The 18,603-nt window shown below is 53.1% G+C and carries 16 protein-coding genes and 1 pseudogene; 8 read left to right on the top strand and 9 right to left on the bottom strand.

The window, feature by feature from the left end:
• Positions 1–19: 19 nt before the first annotated feature.
• On the top strand, positions 20–1,510 hold the full coding sequence (pdxR, locus tag ACZ5FM_RS24890; protein WP_464041120.1) for a MocR-like pyridoxine biosynthesis transcription factor PdxR: 1,491 nt from the start codon (positions 20–22) through the stop codon (positions 1,508–1,510).
• A 369-nt stretch (positions 1,511–1,879) separates the two neighbouring features.
• Positions 1,880–3,013 carry a glucoamylase family protein gene (locus ACZ5FM_RS24885; RefSeq protein WP_312951049.1) on the top strand — a complete coding sequence of 378 codons (1,134 nt, stop codon included), beginning with the start codon at positions 1,880–1,882 and terminating at the stop codon, positions 3,011–3,013.
• 733 nt (positions 3,014–3,746) lie between these two features.
• On the opposite strand, the gene ACZ5FM_RS24880 is transcribed toward ACZ5FM_RS24885, so the two are convergent.
• The 3 genes from ACZ5FM_RS24880 to ACZ5FM_RS24870 all read right to left on the bottom strand — a co-directional run bounded on the left by ACZ5FM_RS24880 (position 3,747) and on the right by ACZ5FM_RS24870 (position 5,644).
• Positions 3,747–4,085: a hypothetical protein gene (locus ACZ5FM_RS24880; protein ID WP_275643563.1), complete on the bottom strand. Its 339-nt coding sequence runs from the start codon at positions 4,083–4,085 to the stop codon at positions 3,747–3,749.
• Positions 4,086–4,729: 644 nt separating this feature from the next.
• The gene (locus ACZ5FM_RS24875) at positions 4,730–4,999 is read right to left on the bottom strand and encodes a DUF1488 family protein (RefSeq protein ID WP_275643562.1); all 270 of its coding nucleotides are present in this window, start codon (positions 4,997–4,999) and stop codon (positions 4,730–4,732) included.
• Between the two features lie 186 nt (positions 5,000–5,185).
• Positions 5,186–5,644 carry a hypothetical protein gene (locus ACZ5FM_RS24870; RefSeq protein WP_464041119.1) on the bottom strand — a complete coding sequence of 153 codons (459 nt, stop codon included), beginning with the start codon at positions 5,642–5,644 and terminating at the stop codon, positions 5,186–5,188.
• Between the two features lie 221 nt (positions 5,645–5,865).
• Here ACZ5FM_RS24870 and ACZ5FM_RS24865 point away from each other — a divergent pair, with 221 nt between their 5' ends.
• From ACZ5FM_RS24865 to ACZ5FM_RS24840, 6 genes and pseudogenes are all read left to right on the top strand, one after another.
• Positions 5,866–6,075 carry a cold-shock protein gene (locus ACZ5FM_RS24865; RefSeq protein ID WP_250985757.1) on the top strand — a complete coding sequence of 70 codons (210 nt, stop codon included), beginning with the start codon at positions 5,866–5,868 and terminating at the stop codon, positions 6,073–6,075.
• Between the two features lie 130 nt (positions 6,076–6,205).
• Positions 6,206–6,430, top strand: coding sequence for a hypothetical protein (locus ACZ5FM_RS24860; protein ID WP_192490323.1), 225 nt, complete (start codon positions 6,206–6,208; stop codon positions 6,428–6,430).
• Positions 6,431–6,603: 173 nt separating this feature from the next.
• On the top strand, positions 6,604–7,413 hold the full coding sequence (locus ACZ5FM_RS24855; protein WP_464041118.1) for a transglutaminase-like domain-containing protein: 810 nt from the start codon (positions 6,604–6,606) through the stop codon (positions 7,411–7,413).
• A gap of 119 nt (positions 7,414–7,532) precedes the next feature.
• Positions 7,533–8,606, top strand: a complete 1,074-nt coding sequence (locus ACZ5FM_RS24850) for an AI-2E family transporter (protein ID WP_464041117.1) — start codon at positions 7,533–7,535, stop codon at positions 8,604–8,606.
• Positions 8,607–8,874: 268 nt separating this feature from the next.
• Complete coding sequence (locus ACZ5FM_RS24845; RefSeq protein WP_312950993.1) at positions 8,875–9,156, top strand: hypothetical protein; 282 nt, start codon at positions 8,875–8,877, stop codon at positions 9,154–9,156.
• A 423-nt stretch (positions 9,157–9,579) separates the two neighbouring features.
• Positions 9,580–11,571: pseudogene (locus ACZ5FM_RS24840) on the top strand (BCCT family transporter).
• A gap of 159 nt (positions 11,572–11,730) precedes the next feature.
• Here ACZ5FM_RS24840 and ACZ5FM_RS24835 read toward each other — a convergent pair.
• Genes ACZ5FM_RS24835 through ACZ5FM_RS24810 form a run of 6 tightly spaced genes read right to left on the bottom strand, consistent with a single transcriptional unit; the run spans position 11,731 to position 18,578 of the window.
• Positions 11,731–12,993, bottom strand: coding sequence for a glycerate kinase type-2 family protein (locus ACZ5FM_RS24835; protein WP_464041116.1), 1,263 nt, complete (start codon positions 12,991–12,993; stop codon positions 11,731–11,733).
• 36 nt (positions 12,994–13,029) lie between these two features.
• Complete coding sequence (locus tag ACZ5FM_RS24830) at positions 13,030–13,881, bottom strand: 2-hydroxy-3-oxopropionate reductase (RefSeq protein WP_464041115.1); 852 nt, start codon at positions 13,879–13,881, stop codon at positions 13,030–13,032.
• A 13-nt stretch (positions 13,882–13,894) separates the two neighbouring features.
• Complete coding sequence (gene otnI, locus ACZ5FM_RS24825) at positions 13,895–14,671, bottom strand: 2-oxo-tetronate isomerase (protein WP_464041114.1); 777 nt, start codon at positions 14,669–14,671, stop codon at positions 13,895–13,897.
• A 9-nt stretch (positions 14,672–14,680) separates the two neighbouring features.
• Positions 14,681–16,393 (bottom strand): ABC transporter ATP-binding protein, encoded by a 1,713-nt coding sequence (locus ACZ5FM_RS24820; RefSeq protein WP_464041113.1) that lies wholly within the window; start codon positions 16,391–16,393, stop codon positions 14,681–14,683.
• Between the two features lie 11 nt (positions 16,394–16,404).
• On the bottom strand, positions 16,405–17,580 hold the full coding sequence (locus ACZ5FM_RS24815; RefSeq protein WP_464041112.1) for an ABC transporter permease: 1,176 nt from the start codon (positions 17,578–17,580) through the stop codon (positions 16,405–16,407).
• 11 nt (positions 17,581–17,591) lie between these two features.
• Positions 17,592–18,578: an ABC transporter permease gene (locus tag ACZ5FM_RS24810; protein ID WP_192490204.1), complete on the bottom strand. Its 987-nt coding sequence runs from the start codon at positions 18,576–18,578 to the stop codon at positions 17,592–17,594.
• Positions 18,579–18,603: the final 25 nt, after the last annotated feature.

Here is an 18,603-nt window from a genome sequence, read left to right as displayed (position 1 = left end):
CGAGAGAGATGCAGACCAATTGTTCAGGCATTCACAACTGGAAACCGTACAGGCTTGGCTGGCCCATCCCGGCCATGCCGCGATGCCTATTCATGCCAGGATACAACGGGCAATCCGCCAAATGATCATCGACGGGGCACTTCGCGCTGGCAAACCGCTGCCCGCCTCGCGGTCGCTCGCCCGATCACTTGGTGTTTCACGAGATACTATCGAATCGGCCTATGCCCAGCTTCATGCAGAAGGTTTTATCGAGCGGCGTGTGGGCAGCGGCAGCTTCGTCTCGGCGATGACTGAGTTTGCACAGCAGCACCGGCTCAAGCAGCGTGGCACTCTATCGCGCAATCAGGCCCCTGACCTGAGCAAGCGTGGAGCGGCCATGTCGCACAGCGGTGGCGTGCGAGAGATTCTGGCGCCTCGCCCTTTTGCGCACGGTGTTCCAGAAACACGCAATTTTCCGCTGCAGCTCTGGGAACGACTGGAGCGGCAGGTGTTGAAAGAGCATGGCACCAGTGCACTTCTCCACAGCGACCCGCAGGGAACGGAACCCTTGCGACGCGCCATCGCCGATTATGTAAATCTCGAACGAGGTGCTTGCGCGACAGCCGACCGAGTACTGGTACTGACCAGTTCGCAACAAGCGATGACGCTCTGCGCAAACATGCTGTTTGATTCTGGCGACCGAATATTCATTGAAGATCCGGCCTATTATGGTGCGCGAAAGGCGTTTGACGCCGCAGGTCTTGAATGTATTCCGGTCAGCGTTGATCATCACGGGATCGTTGTCGACCAGATCAAGGCTGAGCCCCGCAAGGTCAAAGCGGTATTCCTGACCCCGTCCCATCAGTTCCCGACCGGTGCCACGCTTTCTCTGGACCGTCGCCTGGCCTTGATCGACTGGGCCGCCCGGCAACAGGCATGGATCATCGAAGATGATTACGACAGCGAGTTTCACTATGCCGGGAAGCCAACCGCGTGTGTGCAGGGTTTGGATCCTCATGACCGGACAATCTACATTGGCACCTTCACAAAGGCACTCTTCCCGGGATTGCGCATTGGTTACGCCATCCTTCCATCGCAACTCGTCAAGCCGATGACCGTAGGGCGCACCCTTCTGGACGGTCATACCGCTTCCATAGCGCAACTGACGCTAGCCCGTTTCATGGAAGGTGGACATTTTGGCTCGCACGTACGTGTCATGCGCAGCATGTATGCACAGCGGCTGGACGTCGCTTCGCAACTGGTTCGCAGACATCTTTCGGATTTTGTTGAACCGCAACCACCCGCCGGTGGCTTGCAAATGCCTTGTCGTCTCATCGGCGACCTTTCAGAGCAGGCTGCCGTCAACGCCGCGCGGCGCATGGGAGTGGAACTTCTGGGGCTGTCTGCGCTTTATGCCACCGGAGACGCCAAGCCCGGGTTACTGATGGGCTTTGCCGCCTATACACCGCATGAAATTGAAATTGCCGTCAGGAAGCTGTCTATTGCATTCAGATCGCTCAACCCTTCATAGCGGCGCTTTCGCCAAACTGGTGGCCCTCCGATGTTTTGGAAACTGGCACATTATGGGCGAGTGCGGAGTATTTAACCTGCTTGCACTTCAAAAACCATTCTGGGATCTGTGGTATCTGAGAAAAGTACATAATCAGCATTTCGGCATTTGAAAGCATAACGGCATGGGATCCGAAAGTGTTCGACCACACATCATAATCACCCCACACAATCGATGACCTCACATTTGTCACTTTTCAATCCACCCAGATCCGTTGAACCCTCCCATGTCACGCGCTCTTTACCGGAAGAAATCCATGCGCTGCAGCGCAACACGTTCGAGTATTTCTGGTCGGGTAGTCAGCCCAACACGGGTTTTCCGCGCGATCGGCTGCGATCGGATGGAAAGCCCATCCACGAGATCGCCTCTATCAGCGGGATCGGTTTTGCATTTATTGCAATCGTCGTTGGCGCGTATCGATCCTGGATCACTGCTGCCGATGCCTTGGAGCGGGCAAACAAGATCTTGTCATCGCTTGGGAAGGTAAAGCGTTACCATGGCGCCTTTCCTCACTTTGTGAATGCCGAGACATGCGAATTGATACCATTTGCGAAATTTGATGACGGTGGCGATCTCGTTGAAACCGCTTTCCTCATGCAGGGTCTTATCTGCTCACGTGAATTTTTTTCAGGATCGACGCCCGCTGAACGCAAACTACAGTCCGCAGTTGACGAGTTCGTGCAGGCTGTGGAGTGGGACTGGTATACAAAGGGAGAATCCGGGCCTTTATGGTGGCACTGGAGCACTCGCCACGCCTGGGCTCGTAATCTGCCTATACAGGGCTGGAATGAGGCTCTGAGCTGTTACGTCCTTGCTGCCGGCTCCTGCAAATATGGGATTGATCCCGCCTGCTATCATTCAGGGTGGGCACGAGATGGAGCAATATTGAATGGCAACGAATACCTAGGCGTTCGCCTACCGCTTGGCGACCCTTTTGGCGGTCCGCTTTTTTTATCCCAATATTCATTTTGCGCCTTAGATCCAAGGGGTCTGGGAGACCGCTATTGCAGTGATTATTGGATACAAATCCATGCACATGCCAAAATCAATTATCTGCATTGTCGATCGCGATACAAAGATGCCGAAGGATGGGGATTGTCTGCGTGTGACGGCCCGAGAGGTTACTTGGTCAATTCGCCTGTCAATGACAGCGGGGTAATTGCACCGACAGCCGCCCTCTCCAGTATTCCGTTTTTGCCAACGGAAGCAATCGAGGCCGCACATCAATTTCTGTATTGGAGAGGCGGACGCCTTGAAGGCCGCTATGGCCTCATGGACTCCTTCAAGCCGTCTACGGGATGGATGTCCAAAACTCATCTTGCCATTAATCAGGGACCGATCATTGCGATGATAGAAAACCATCGCAGCGGCTTGCTTTGGGACTTGTTTATGGGCGCCCCTGAAACGAAATCTGGTTTGAAACGGCTGGGCTTTAACAGCCATGGACAACAGCCCACGACTTAAACATGCGGAGCCATGTTTGCTGTGACTGACGCTCTGTTATCGTTGCGCAGTACGACGCAGGTGCCCGCGAACATGATCCACAAGAGGTGTTAAGACCGAGCAAAAAACTTAAATGTCCAAGCCTCGCGGCTGCAGGCATTGGCCTTGGAAAGGCCTTGAAATAGCGACTCTGGCAGACACTCACCCGCCCGAAACTGCGACACGATTGTGCCGAGGTGAAAAGGAGATTATTCACCGATTTTTTCTTGAGATGACACCATTCGAGCATCCGGTCGATGAGAGGCAGCACAGGTATCACCGCCTAGTAGCCTCAACTCGGCAGTATCTTGTTCCTCGGGCAGTGATCAAGCGCGCCTTTCCTTTTCTACCACGAGTTCCCATAGCGACCTTCGTGCAAAACACTTGTCAGCGGAAAGACGGGCTCGGGGAAGAACACCACTATGCGACCGAATGCGGTGCCCTGCACGTTTATTCGCAGTGAAGGAACGATATGTGTGCAATGGCGTTTGCGATTGCCGCATCACGTGGCAAGGAGTACGTCTTATGACTGACGTTCGCAAACCTGATCGGAAGAAAGATCAGAAATCGGACCAGCGCTCCCAGACAGCTAATCCATCTAACAAAGACCACGACCAAAAATCCGGTGGATCAAAGTCTGGCGAAAAGAAGAGTGGCTCTGGCGACCGGTAGGCCCCGGTGTCGGCTGGGTACAACCCCAGCCGGAATGTCTTTTTCATACTGATGTTGGTAGATCACCAGTCACCGGAGTAAAACGAAGTTTGCCAATCCGATGATAGGGAAACGGGATAACATGCGCTATTATCCCAAGACGTTTTTGTTCACTGCTGGCTCGTTTTTGAGCATCTCTTTTGTTCCGATAGCCAAACATCAGTGTTTCGAAGCCATCGACAACTTCAACCATCCAGGCATCGTGAGATTTATAGAGAACCACGCTGGAATTCACACGTATACGCGTTACCATTTGTCCGTCCTTTTGTGAGAAAAGGCGAGACAATGCTCCCGCAGTCGGCAACGTCCTGATGAATTTGCTGTCGATCGCAAGAGTATACACATTCTCACTCCGATAACCAATCCGATGGCTCTTACAACAAATCACTAATCCTGAGGTGTCGTTGTTATTTTTGCAGTACCAATCAAAACCAGTGGAGGACCTCCATGCGCGCTTATATAATTGGCAGTATAGTCATCTGGTGCGGGGTGTTTCTGACTTGGTACTGCTTGACAGTCTTTACACGCCGGGACAGCCCCCAGGAGGCGGCTTCCCCTGCGGTTGCAATCCTGTCCGCCTCACAGTGCAAAGCTGCAGTTGAGACGCTTTTTTCGATGACCGACAAACTGTTGCAAGCCGGCGGCCCGGAAGTCCCCGCAAAGTTACGTCGAAACATCGAATCTTGCATTTCGTCGGATCCTGTCACCCGCGACAAAATCACTGCAACACAACTCATCCGGCTTTTCCCGTGAGATATACTGCACACAGTCAAAGCTGCGCCTTCCCTTAAGTCATCATCGGATAAGCCAAGATAGACAATGATTGAAACATATGCCCACCCGCGTCCACACGGTGTGCTGACACGTCGTTTACATCATACGTGATGGCTTGATGGCTTGGTATCTCGCCCAGACATTCACGAAGAGCACTCATTCCGGTCCCATGGCCGAGGAAATGAGCGCCAAGTGAAGGTCAGCCAATCTAAGTTAAGTGAGATCGCTGATTGTCAGAACGTTCAAATTGCGCCCGTATTTCGCATATACTTTTTTGGCCGCCTCATGGATGGGCTTGAGCATTGTGTCAAAACTCGAGAGATACTGGGCTTCCGACATTCGCGTTCTATGTGTCGTGCCCTTGGCCAAAGCCTCAGCTTCAACAAAAAAACGAATTTCGAACATGCCATCATAGCCGAGAAACCGCACGGCGTTTCGCACGTCATCGAAGCTGCGCGCACGGTTGGGAAAAGCCAGTGTCATGATTGACACCTGCTGCGCTCTTGTCTGAGGGTAGCGTTGCGTCGATTGAGTGACAACATGCCGTCAGTCGCCTCAGATATGCTCAAGTCAATGAGCGTGCAGTCCCCTATTCGTACCGGCACTCCCGTGAACACATGGTAGATCGTCCATGAGCGATCTCTCTCAATCCTTCTGCCGTATTGGCTATCAGGTGTATCCTTGACGCAGGCCCCACCCTCGTTTTCCCAACGCTCTACGCTCAGTGCTTGACGTCTGTGTTTGCCGTTCGTGTTCATGGTTTTGGCCTTTCGTTGCAGTTCGAACAAATTCGTCCGCGTAGAGCCAGTTTTCAGCATGAGCGCGCGTACTGGAGAAAGTCCAGCACAAGACGAGCCGATAAAAAAAGCAGATCAAAAGCGCGTGTAATTCATACAATGCGGCTGTAATGGAAAGAAGTTCCGGCGAGATATCACAAGACACGCCGGTATGTTTTCCAATCATGCGCCCTGATTGCGCACAAAACAAGGCCGTATTGAAAGTATTTGGCACCAACCGCTTGCGATCATTGGCCATTTCGTCGGGAACAATCTCTTCCAGTTCAGCCCCCGTGCAGCAAAAACTTCGGTAACACCAGCGCTCTGGGGCGCAAAAGAGTTCTTCAATCACTTACGCAGATCGCCACTTTTGCGCGAGCAAAATAACGACCAAAAACTTTTGGTTGACAATTATTGCAAGACACTTTACGAAGTGTGATCGAGTTTGCTTGCTTAGCTTTGATTATCTCGCGATTGGCACCGCGGTCTGAACGAACCTCTCCTTTCAAAATCGTTATCATCATATACGGCAATGAGTGCTGTGTTTTCTTTATCGTTATGAAAGGGTTCATCATGAACACTGGCACAGTAAAATGGTTCAATTCCACAAAAGGCTTTGGCTTCATACAGCCTGACAATGGGTCCGCAGATGCTTTTGTGCATATCTCCGCCGTTGAGCGCGCTGGGATGCGGGACCTCGTCGAAGGCCAGAAGATCGGCTTTGATCTGGAGCGGGACAGCAAGTCCGGAAAAATGTCGGCCTGTAATCTCCAGTCAGCCTGAGGAGATTGTGCTTTCCCTTGACCACGGATGTAATGGCACGGCTGAAAGCACGTCACCTTTTTATAACGGCAGGTAAATCACCTAGCCCTTTAGCTCGGCCTCGTTGGCCAACTTTGCAACAGGAATTCAAATGACCGAAAAGTACAGCATTTCCCGACAGAAAGCGGAAATTGCTTTCAACGATATCCAAACGCCCTTCTTCGGGAAGGAAAAAGCGTTTGATGAGCTTGAGGCAATAACGCAGAACCGCGAAGCAAAGACTTTGCGGCTCAGGCAAGCACGCCTTGAAAAAGAGCATTCTGATCGTGTCTCTGCGACATCAGCTCTTGTCGCGAAACGCAAACGCACAACTTAAATGTGATAAGGCTCGAACCGCCAAGAACGCATTCGATGGCCACAGCTTAATGCGCTTCCGACACTGAGCACACCAAAGCCGCGAGGCGACACGGCGGTCGTCCCCGATGGAACGTCCCTTACTTGAGTGCGTTGCAATTGAACGGCTTGATGCCTTTCACTAGGAACACCTCTATGAAAATACGTGCCGGCTTTAATATCGGTTATCAGTGCGAGCATGAGACGGCGATGCTGCTTGTCCTCAATATTCACCCCAGCCGGCGCGCCGACCTACTTACTGAACAAACGCTCACCTTTGATCGGCCGATTGAGGCTTGGGGTTATCTCGACATATTCGGTAATGTCTGCAGTCGCATATCTGCTCCATCCGGCCTTACGACGATTTCTACCAAGTTCGATATATATGACAGTGGCCTGCCAGATCCGGTTCCCGAAAATGCCTTTCAGCACGACATAAAGGATTTACCAGATGAGGTGCTGGTTTTCCTGCTAGGCAGCCGCTACTGTGACACCGACAGATTGGCAGACTTCGCCTGGGAGACATTTTCCGGTACCCCGCTCGGCTGGCAACGCGTGAGAGCAATTGTTGATTTTGTCCACGAGCACATAACCTTCGATTATGATAGAGCAGATCCCCTCAGAACAGCTCACGGAGGGTTCACTGACGGAAAAGGTGTGTGCCGGGACTTTGCCCATCTGGCAATTACGCTATGTCGTTGCATGAATATCCCTGCACGTTACTGCACTGGATACCTCGGAGATATCGGCGTTCCCAAGAACCCGCACCCGATGGATTTCAGCGCATGGTTCGAGGTCTACCTGAGTGGACGGTGGTACACGGTCGATGCCCGCCACAATACACCACGCGTAGGACGGATACTGATGGCGGTTGGGCGGGATGCGACCGACGTTGCACTATCGACCGCTTTTGGCCCCGCGATTTTGACGAGCTTCGAGGTTTTTACAGACGAACTTCCGTCATGACCGAAGCCAATTGAAACAGAGTGCACCGCGTTGTTCGGAATCACGACACTGCTATAGTACTACCAAAATCTGTACTTTCTGAAGAGAAAGCTAGGTTCGGCTAGCCAACAAAGGCACACATGTCTATTCAACGAACAAGCTTCTACATCTTGCTGGCGGTAGTGACGATCGCGTTTTTCTGGCTTTTGTTGCCATATTACAGTGCCGTGCTGTGGGCAGTTATTCTCGCCATCATATTCTTTCCGGTACACAGGCGGGTCGAGCATGCATTAAAAGGGAGAAGCGGGATAGCGTCGATGCTAACCGTATTGTTGTGCGTTTTTCTCGTCATCCTGCCCTCCATGATTATCTTGGGGTCGCTCATTCGCGAAGGCTCCAGCCTTTACCAACGGATAAACAACAACGAGATTGATTTTAGCGCCTACGCCACGCGCATCGAGGAGGCTTTGCCCGCATTTGCCAACGACTGGCTAAGATCAATTAGGCTGGATGGCTTCACAGATTTGCGGGAGAGTGTCTCTGCTGCCTTTATGCAAGCAGGACAGTCGATCGCCGGAACAGTACTCAGTCTGGGCCAGAACACACTGCAGTTTTTTATTAGTTTCGGCATAATGCTCTACCTCATGTATTTTTTGTTCAGGGATGGTGCGGCACTTGCCAGAACAATCCAACAAGCAATTCCATTGAGCGATGACTACACGCGCCAATTCGTCGATAAATTCGCAGCGGTTGTGCGCGCTACCGTGAAGGGTAACGTCATCATCGCGATCATTCAGGGAACGATCGGGGGTATTGCTTTCCTATTTCTTGGTATCGAAGCTCCTTTATTGTGGGGCGTGGTGATGACCTTTCTGTCAATGCTGCCGGCCGTTGGAGCAGCTCTTGTCTGGGGACCAGCTGCCATCTGGCTTTTCCTCACCGGAGCATGGTTGAAGGGGCTCGCCATGGTACTCACCGGAGTGCTGGTGATAGGGCTGATCGATAACCTCTTGCGACCATTGCTGGTAGGGAAAAGCACCCGGTTACCAGACTACATTGTTCTGGTTTCCACTGTCGGCGGTATTTCACTTTTCGGAATTAACGGATTTGTCATCGGGCCGCTCATTGCCGCCCTGTTTATGTCAGCATGGTCACTTTTTGGCCGACAACAGAATGCCAAAAAAACTGAAGCAGCCGACGAAGTGATCATGTAGGGCCGCAAGCGACTGGCTCGCCTTTTTGCATCTCGGTTGTGCGATCTGAGTTTGACGACAGACGATTTAATTGAACGAAGACGACAATTTGGAACACAACAGCAAGAAATCGTGTTGAACCGACGAATGGTGCGTTAATGCACGCGCTTTGTACTTGAGGCCGATAGCCGCGGCAAACTACTCCAAAAAATATTAGCTTCACTGCCTATTTGTAGGGCTACCGGGCGACCGAGAGTGAAAACCGTATTCACCGTCGAAGGAAACTATAATGACCGATAACAAAGAGTTTTCAATCAGCAGTAATGGTGATCGTTGGTCGCTTGAGACAAATGACGGAGACATAGTCGTCCTGCATACCGCCAATAAGCCTTCCGGAGGTCAGCAGACCCGCAAGGCTCTGTCTGATTTCCTTGAAGAGAGTGTTGGCAAACCTGAGCACACAGCGCTTCTTCAAATTTTGGGGCAATCCAAAAACGAGATGAACGACCAACTGGGAAATGAAGTCGCAGATCCGTCTGTTTTCGATCAAAGGATGATCGGAAAAGAATGAGGCCGTTCGTGAACTCAAGTGTCGTCACACTCTGACAACGCAAACGCAGACATCATAAACCTCACCGCCAGATAGGATCTCATAGGGCGAAGCTGCGTCTATGGCATGGTTGGTCATATACACACCGTCTCCGACAATACTTCCCTATGATCTGCACAACCTCTGAGACATTACTCCGGCCGTATCATCGATAAGAACCTGAATACGTGCGCCTGTCGTCACAGCGTTCTCTCCTTCTTTTACGGGTCAGTAATTGGGTGGAACGCAGTGCCCTTCAAAGCCGTTCTATCCGCCGATACTTCAAAGACTTTCAGACATATTGATTACAGTTCGGGAATTCGTCGTGAGTAACATCCGCGCGTCAAAATATTTCGTAGTAGACATGATTGCCTGGAAAACCAGACGCTGGAAAGATCAAAACCTATGAAGCCTTTTGTCATAAACCCTCCAGTCTTTTATGGGTCACTCTTCATCATCGGTATCTTTCTCGCCATCGGTGTCTTTATGCCGGGAGAGGCCGGGTTGCTGTTCAGTGCGGTGCAAAAGTCAATTTTGAGCGCTTTTGGATGGTTTTACCTTCTTGCAGTTGCAATATTTCTGCTTTCTGTGCTGGTGCTGGCATTCGGACGTTTCGGGCAGCTGAAACTCGGTCCTGACGATTCAGTTCCTGATTTTCGTTTCACCTCATGGGTGGCCATGCTGTTTGCAGCCGGGATGGGCATCGGCCTCATGTTCTATGCGGTAGGTGAACCTATGACGCATTACATGGCACCTCCCACAGCAGAACCACGTTCGATTGAAGCGATGCGGGAAGCGATGACAGTGACGTTCTTCCACTGGGGAATTCACGCCTGGGCCATCTACGCTGTCGTGGGTCTGTCTCTAGCTTATTTTGGCTACCGCTATAACTTGCCACTCACGATCCGTTCCGGCCTCTATCCCCTCCTCAAAAATCGTATAGATGGGCCAATCGGGCATGCTGTAGATATTTTTGCAATTGTGGGAACAATGTTTGGCATAGCAACCTCTCTTGGAGTAGGCGTTGCGCAAATCAATGCGGGGCTAAATCACCTGCTGGGCATCCCTATTGGCACAGAGATTCAGCTGCCTTTGATCGCCGCTGTGACCGTGGTTGCGACCTTGTCAGTGGTCTCTGGCCTCGACAAGGGTGTGCGGATCCTTTCAGAAACCAACCTGCTACTTGCAATACTGCTGATGATCTTCGTGCTGATCGTCGGACCAACTGGCCAGATTTTCAGGGACTTCGTGCAGAACCTCTGAATGTATCTGGACACGATCGTTTTACGCAGCTTCAACATATATGCCTACAAACCCACCCCATGGATCGACATTTGGACATTGTTCTACTGGGCTTGGTGGATTTCGTGGTCGCCATTTGTTGGCATGTTCATCGCCCGCATATCGCGAGGTCGCACTGTGCGCGAATTCGTGATCGCGGTGCTTTTCATACCGGCCGGCTTCACGTTTTTCTGGATGACGGTGTTCGGCAATACAGCGATGTTTATCGATACCGGTGTGGCATCTGGCGCCTTGGGCGATGCTGTGGCCAATGATATGTCGGTCGCGCTTTTCCGGTTTTTCGAATATCTCCCCCTTCCCGCTATCACCTCAACCCTGGCGGTCGTTCTGGTTTCGATCTTCTTTGTCACGTCCGCAGATTCTGGTGCACTTGTCGTCGACGCAATAGCAGCAGGCGGCGAAACCACCACAACCACGGGGCAACGCGTCTTCTGGTGTATGATGGAGGGATTGGTAGCGGGTTGCCTGCTTCTGGCCGGCGGCCTTGCGACTTTGCAGTCCGTTACAGTTGCGAGCGCGCTACCCTTTACAGTGGTGATGCTCGCTCTGGTATGGTCCCTGTTTAGGGGTATGAGGGAAGATCTCGCACAGCGGGAGGCTCATCAAGGCCAGAGTGTCCTTCCACCGGCGCAGCCTGCCAGCGGACAAACATGGCAACGTCGTCTTGGTTTAATGTTGACTGCAGCAACAGAACAAGACGTTCGCCGCTTCATGGAAACGAATGTGCGGCCTGCCCTTGTGCAGATGGCGGAAGAACTCACGGCGCAGGGCAGAATTTCAGAGATTTTGACAGAAGACGACGATGCAATTGTCCTTCGATCACCAGCTGAAGGCGTGCGCGACTTCGTATATGGCGTGTCCCTGACGAGCCACCGTGTTGCAAGTTTCACAACGATACGTGCAGGACAGCCCGAGCTCAGATACGAGGCAAGGACTTATTTTTCGAGTGGTAACCGGGGGTACGATTTGATGGGAATGTCACGAGATCAAATTCTAGCCGATGTGCTTATCCAATTTGAACGATACCTGCATCTGGTAAACTCTCCCGATATGCAGCTTGTCCACGGTGCCCCGGAACATCCCTCGGGAGTTTGATACAATCTCACAATGCAGGAGATCAACGACAGGGTTTTCCAAAAACATCCAGTTCCTCTATAGACCAACGGTCCCATATGCTGATCGAAACTGGCATGCTGTTGTTGAAGCGACAACTAGCTCAGCCGTACAAGTGACTTTGACCCCACAGGGCCCATTTCAGGTGATCAGGATAGCGCGAAAATCGTTGACGTTAACACCGGTTGGCCCACAGACGAACAAATCCCCGGCCAGGGAGAAAGCCGAATAACTGTCGTTGGCGGCAAGCAGGGCCTGCCCATCAATGTGTTTCGCGCGAAAGCGCTCCATACTGGTTCCGTCGACAAATGCTCCAGCATTGTTTTGCGAACCATCGATGCCATCAGTATCAGCTGCTAGGGCGTGCACCTCTAAACCGTCGATGGAAAGCGCCAGCGAGAGAGCAAATTCGCCATTGCGCCCTCCCCTGCCACCTTTAGATTTTAATGTCACGGTAGTTTCTCCGCCTGAAAGCAGCAGGCAAGGTTTTGCAAATGGACTGTCACGTGTGGCAATTTCACGGGCTATGGCAGCGTGGACGCGCGCAACATCCCGCGCCTCGCCTTCGATGGCATCGGACAATATCACCGCGTTGACACCACCATGCTGTGCAAATTCTGCGGCAGCATCGAGCGCCAAACGCGCCGAAGACAAAACGTGCCATGTATTGCCCTCAAAGACAGCACTTTTTGGACATGGAGCATCCGCAGCGGGCGTGCTGAGAAAATCCAGCAGTTTTGATGGCAGCTCCATGCGGTAACGCGCAATTATGTCCAGTGCCTCCTGACGGGAACTGTCGTCGGGAATCGTTGGACCAGACGACACGAGAGCAGCAGTGTCCCCGGGAATATCCGAGACGACAAAAGTGACGACGCGTGCTTTCGTCGCCGCAGCAAGGCGCCCGCCCTTGATGGTGGAGAAATGTTTTCGTACCACATTCATTGCTGAGATTGGTGCGCCTGACGCAAGAAGTACCTCGTTCAGACCTATCTCGTCGGCTAGGGTAAAGCCATCCGGTGGTGATGGCAGAAGAGCTGAACCTCCTCCGCACACCAGAGCAATTACGAGATCGCAAGCAGAAAGGCCTGACAGGATCGTTTTCAGCCGCTTTGCAGCGGCAAGCCCGGATTCATCAGGCACCGGATGAGCCGCTCCGATTACTTCGATATCACGCGTTTCGCACTCGTAGCCATAAGGCGTCACGACAAGGCCGCTGAGCGGACCGTCCCAGACATGTTCAAAGGAGCGTGCCATCTGGGCGGCTCCCTTCCCGACACCGATCACCACGACGCGACCATTGGCCGGTGGCTCAGGCAGGAATTTCGTCATGCCATTTGCAGGATCTGCCGCTTGCACAGCCACATAATAAAGAGAAGTCAGAAAGCGGCGTGGATCTAAGATCACAGCAGGTTCCTCTCTAATGCGACCACCGGAGATCGACTACAAAAGCTCAAACAACGCCGAGTGATCCTTGTCACCGAGGCCCTTGGCCAAGGCACTGTTCATGAGTTGTTGCACCAACGCTGCGTTTGGCAACATCAGCTCGAGAAGTCGTGCCGATTCCATAGCAAGCGACAAATCCTTGTGATGCAGACGCATGCGGAAGCCTGGTTCAAACGTTCTGTTGATCATACGTTCGCCGTGCACTTCAAGGACACGAGACGCGGCAAAACCACCCATCAACGCCTTGCGCACGATCGCGGGGTCGGCGCCTGCCTTTTGAGCAAACCTGAGTGCCTCTGAAACCGCCTGGATATTGAGAGCAACAACGATCTGGTTCGCAACCTTCGCAATCTGGCCGTCCCCGACGCCACCAATCAAGGTGATGTTCTTGCCCATACGCTCAAAAAGCGGTCTGGCACGCTCAAAGACCTCAGTCTTTCCCCCGACCATGATGGTCAGAGACGCTGCCTTTGCGCCAACCTCGCCACCCGACACAGGTGCATCCAGATAGTCGCAGCCTAGGGCTTCAACTCGAGCCGCAAAGTCTCTGGTTGCCAACGGCGAAATGGAGCTCATATCGATGATGAGCTTGCCGCTGCTGAGACCTTGCTGAACGCCATCCTGCCCAAACAGAACTGTTTCGACATCAGGCGTGTCGGGCAGCATCAGAATGATCACCTCCGCCAACTTCGCAACCTCCGCCGCTGTGTCGCAAGCAACCGCACCACTCTCAACGAGATGCGAGGAGACGGGCTTGACCCGATGCACATAAAGGTCATGACCGGCTTCAATCAAATGCTGCGCCATCGGGCGACCCATAACGCCCAGTCCAATAAATCCAACTTTCAACGTACCTTCTCCCTTATTGATATGCCTTCAGCCAGCCGAGCCCCTGGCTGGTATCACCCGCCGGGCGGTACTCACAACCAACCCAGCCATCGTAGCCAAGCGCGTCCAGACGTTTGAAAATGAAATCGTGATTGATCTCGCCTGTGCCAGGTTCATGGCGCCCTGGATTATCGGCGACTTGAACATGGCCAATGGAGCTCTGCAGCCTCTCGAACGTTCTGACGATGTCGCCCTGCATGATCTGCATGTGATAAAAATCGTACTGTATCAACAGATTGGGATGGTTGACCCGCCCGATGATACGTTCGGCATGATCTGTGTTGGTCAGATAATAGCCAGGAATATCGCGGGTGTTGATCGGTTCGAACACCAAGGTCACACCTGCATCTGCAAGCCGCGTTGCCGCATAACGCAGGTTTTTTACCAAGGTCTCCTCCAGAATGTCGGGAGCCACATCCTTGGGAGCGATACCGGCAAGACAATTGAGTGTGTGACAATCAAGAGCACCAGCATATGCCAGTGCAGTGCCCACCGACACCTCGAACTCGGCGACCCTGTCGGGCAGGCAGGCTATGCCACGCTCTCCTGCCGCCCAATCACCGGCCGGCAAATTGAAAAGAGCTTGCGTCAAACCGTTTTTCTTCAATTCGGCGGCGACCGCCTCGGGTGTCTCCTCGTACGGGCTGACATACTCGACGGCCTTGAAACCGTCCGCAGCGGCGGCAACAAAACGCTGGATGAATGGGTGCTCCGTATAAAGCATGGAGAGATTGGCTGCGAATTTGGGCATGTGCTGGCCTCAGGTTTGCTCTGCGCGCAGACGATGAAGCATGCGCTTGTTGCGTGGATCGGGATTTGGAACGGAGGAAATCAACCGCCTCGTATAGGGCTGCGACGGGTTGGTGCAGATTGTCTGCGCATCTCCAACTTCGACGATCTTTCCCTTGTGCATCACCGCCACGCGATCACAGAAGTAGCGCACGACCGAAATATCATGAGAAATGAAAATGAAGCTGAGATGCAGCTGCTTCTGGATATCAAGCAGCAGATCGAGGATCTGACTACGGATCGATACATCAAGTGCAGAGGTTGCCTCGTCTGCAACGATCACTTTGGGATCAACTGCCAGCGCTCTTGCTATGCCGATGCGCTGCCGTTGGCCACCAGAAAAGGCGTGCGGATAACGCTCCATCGCCAGTGGGTCCAGGCCCACTTTTTCAAGCAGTTGGGCAACGCGTTCTTCGACGGCTTTCCCGCTCATTTTCCCCGATACGATCAGTGGATCCGCAATGATCTGCTTGACTGTCATTCTTGGATTAAGAGATGCAAAGGGGTCCTGAAAGATCAGTCGCACATCCTGATGGTAGCGACGCAGATCAGTTTTACCTAGCGAGGTGACCTCAACAGGTGCAGTGTCACCATCGGGGCGGAAATGTACGCTGCCCGCGGTGGGCTCTATCACACGCAACATCATGCGCCCTAAGGTCGTCTTGCCTGAACCGCTTTCGCCAACAATGCCCAGATTTTCACCCGGAAAGAGGTCAAGAGTGGCATTGTCCACCGCAACCAGTCCCTGACCAGCGCTTGCGCCGAAAAGTTTCGATGCCCCACCGTAAATTTTCGTCAGTCCGCGTATCGATAGTACCGGCTCGACCGAAGAACTGAGGGAGGAAGGTAGTGCTCGTTTTTCGGCAGCGCCCTCTAGCCTCACTGTCGCGTTCAAAAGTTGGCGCGTGTAGGCATGCTGACTGGCGTGGAAGATCTCATCGACTGGTCCCTTCTCAACGATCCGCCCAAACCTCATCACCGCAACATCGTCAGCTACCTCGGCGACTACGCCCATATCATGGGTGATCAGCAGCATTGCCATGCCACGCTCGTCTTGCAGGCGTTTAATGAGGTCAAGGATTTCCGCCTGGGTGGTCACGTCCAGTGCTGTCGTAGGCTCGTCAGCAATCAATACTTCAGGATCGCAGGCCAGAGCCATGGCGATCATAGCTCTCTGGCGCATTCCGCCCGAGAACTCGAAAGTGTATCGCTTGGCCATCAAAGCTGGCTGCGGGATCTCTACCTGCCTCAACAGATCGATACAACCCTCCCAAGCTTCTTTCTTCGAGACCTTGTTGTGCAGTCTGATAGCCTCGACAATCTGCGATCCGATCGTGTGGACGGGAGACAGAGAGCTCATCGGTTCTTGAAAAATCAACCCGATGCGACCGCCACGAATGGCAAGCACCTCGCGACTGCCCTCTGCCATTTTTGCGACGTCAACCGGACCGCCTGGTCCGTCGAGAAGGATCTCGCCGGCGATCATGCGACCAGGCTTGTCGATGAGCCTCATCAATGACCGGGCAGTAACCGATTTTCCCGATCCACTTTCCCCGACAAGTGCCAGTGTCTTGCCGCGTTGCAAATCGAAATTCACGTCACGCACGGCATGAAGGATGTGTGTTCGCAAATGGAAATCGATGGAGAGATTGCGCACCGAGAGCAATGTTTCAGATTTTATCATCGTGATGCACCTCATGTGTCATAAGGGTCGGCCGCGTCGCGCAGACCATCGCCAAAGAAATTGAAGGACAGCACAGCCAGCACGACGGCCAGGCTTGGCCAGATCAGCAACCAAGGAGCCGTTGCGACTGTACGGACATTTTGTGCGTCCTGAAGCAATACGCCCCAACTGACGACAGGCGGTTTGAGGCCGACCCCTAGAAATGACAGCGACGTTTCCGCAACGATCATCGTGGGAATGGCAAGCGTCACGACAGCAAGGATATGGCTGGTAAGCGACGGAAGAATGTGACGAAAGATGATGCGGCGCTCGCTTGCTCCATCCAGCCTGGCGGCTGTTACAAAATCTTCGCCACGCAGAGAGAAGAACCGCCCCCTGACCTCGCGGGCAAGTCCTGTCCATCCCAACAGTGAAACGATCAGCGTGACCATGAAATAGACGGATAAGGGCGACCATGTCAGAGGAATGGCGGCGGCCAGCCCCAGCCACAACGGTATGGTCGGCATGGCGCTGACGATCTCGATGATACGTTGTATCAGGGTGTCGACCCAGCCTCCGTAATATCCCGACACCGCTCCCATGATAACGCCAAGGGTGAGCGAAATGGCCACACCCACGAGGCCAATCGACATTGACACTCGAGTTCCGTAGATCAGTCGGCTCATCAGATCTCGTCCAAGACGATCCGAGCCGAGAAGATACATCGGTTCCCGCTGGTCGAGCGGTCCCATCAAACGAGTTTGCATGGGGATAAGCCCCCAAAGCTTATAGGGCGAACCTTCCACAAACAGGCCAATGGGAATGATCTTTGTTTCGTCAACGACAAAGCTGCGGCGCAGGGCCTTCGGATCAATCTCGATCTTGTAACCTTTGACATGGGGAAGAAACTTGCTTCCACCATCCGCCGAGGGGGCAAACAGGGCAATTCTCTGCGGCGGGGCAAATGTGTATTGCGGCCTTGATGCGTTGGGCAGACCCGGCGCCAGGAATTCGGCAAAAACACCAATGACGTAAAGAATGAGAATGATCACACCAGCAACGGCGGCGACCTTATGTCTGAAAAAGCGCTGGCGGATCAGTGTCCATTGCCCAGCCGCCACCAGACTCTCGACCTTACCGCTGCGTTTCAAAGGACTGATTGCGGGACCTGTTTCCAGCGTGGAGACGCTATTTGTGTCACTCAACATGGAGAGCCCCTTCAGTTGAAACGGATGCGCGGATCAAGCGCAGCCAGAAGAATGTCGGAAATCAGCATGCCAACCAGGGTGAGCACGCCCATGAGAAGAATGAAACTGCCGGCGAGATACATGTCCTGCCCCACAAGCGCCCGAAGGAGTAGCGGGCCTGCGGTTGGCAGATTGAGGACGATTGCAGTTATGGTCACACCGGACACAAGATCGGGCAAAACCCAGCCAATTGAGCTGACGAAGGGGTTCAGCGCGATACGCACCGGATATTTTACAATGACTTTCCGTTCGGGAAGCCCCTTTGCACGCGCCGTAATCACATAGGGTTTGCTCAATTCGTCGGAGAGATTGGCACGCAGAATGCGGATCATTGCCGCAGTACCGGACATTGCGATGACAATGATCGGTATCCACATGTGACTAAGCATGTCCGTGAATTTGGCAACACTCCACGGCGCATCGACAAATGCAGGAGAAAAAATGCCTCCGACGCTTTGGCCCAGAAAACGGTAGCTCATATACATCAAGGTCAGTGCCATGATGAAGTTGGGCACTGCCAGGCCGATAAATCCAAGCAGGGTAAAGGCGTGATCACCGAACGAATGCCTTTTTACCGCTGAGTAGATACCGATGGGCAGTGAAATGGCCCAGACCATCAACAGACTGGCAAACGAGATGAGCAGGGTCGAGCCCATGCGATCCCAGATCAGCGTTGATACAGGCTGGTTCCACTCGAACGAGTAGCCGAAATCGCCCCGCGTCAGAATACCCGTCATCCAAACGAAATACTGGACATAGACCGGCTGATCGAGACCATACTGCGCGCGAAGGCGGGCAATGGTTGCTTCATCCAGGTTCTGTCCCCCATCAGCCATGGTGGACAGAAGCGAGGTCAGATAATCGCCAGGCGGCAATTGAATGATCATGAAGGCGATTAACGACATGCCGAACAATGTCGGTATCATGTAGAGAATACGTTTCAGCACATAGGCCAGCATGGCTTCCTCCCACTGGTTTTCTCGG

The organism is Agrobacterium sp. 5Ca50, assembly GCF_055381905.1.
Note: the sequence above shows the minus strand (reverse complement) of the source record. Positions and strands in the feature narration are given on the sequence as shown.

What these genes read in the sequence shown, in the direction of transcription:
- ACZ5FM_RS24875 (WP_275643562.1), bottom strand. Translation starts at nt 4,999, where the DNA reads ATGACACTGGCTTTTCCCAACCGTGCGCGCAGCTTCGATGACGTGCGA.
- ACZ5FM_RS24865 (WP_250985757.1), top strand. Translation starts at nt 5,866, where the DNA reads ATGAACACTGGCACAGTAAAATGGTTCAATTCCACAAAAGGCTTTGGC.
- ACZ5FM_RS24860 (WP_192490323.1), top strand. Translation starts at nt 6,206, where the DNA reads ATGACCGAAAAGTACAGCATTTCCCGACAGAAAGCGGAAATTGCTTTC.
- ACZ5FM_RS24855 (WP_464041118.1), top strand. Translation starts at nt 6,604, where the DNA reads ATGAAAATACGTGCCGGCTTTAATATCGGTTATCAGTGCGAGCATGAG.
- ACZ5FM_RS24850 (WP_464041117.1), top strand. Translation starts at nt 7,533, where the DNA reads ATGTCTATTCAACGAACAAGCTTCTACATCTTGCTGGCGGTAGTGACG.
- ACZ5FM_RS24845 (WP_312950993.1), top strand. Translation starts at nt 8,875, where the DNA reads ATGACCGATAACAAAGAGTTTTCAATCAGCAGTAATGGTGATCGTTGG.
- otnI (WP_464041114.1), bottom strand. Translation starts at nt 14,671, where the DNA reads ATGCCCAAATTCGCAGCCAATCTCTCCATGCTTTATACGGAGCACCCA.
- ACZ5FM_RS24820 (WP_464041113.1), bottom strand. Translation starts at nt 16,393, where the DNA reads ATGATAAAATCTGAAACATTGCTCTCGGTGCGCAATCTCTCCATCGAT.
- ACZ5FM_RS24815 (WP_464041112.1), bottom strand. Translation starts at nt 17,580, where the DNA reads ATGTTGAGTGACACAAATAGCGTCTCCACGCTGGAAACAGGTCCCGCA.
- ACZ5FM_RS24810 (WP_192490204.1), bottom strand. Translation starts at nt 18,578, where the DNA reads ATGCTGGCCTATGTGCTGAAACGTATTCTCTACATGATACCGACATTG.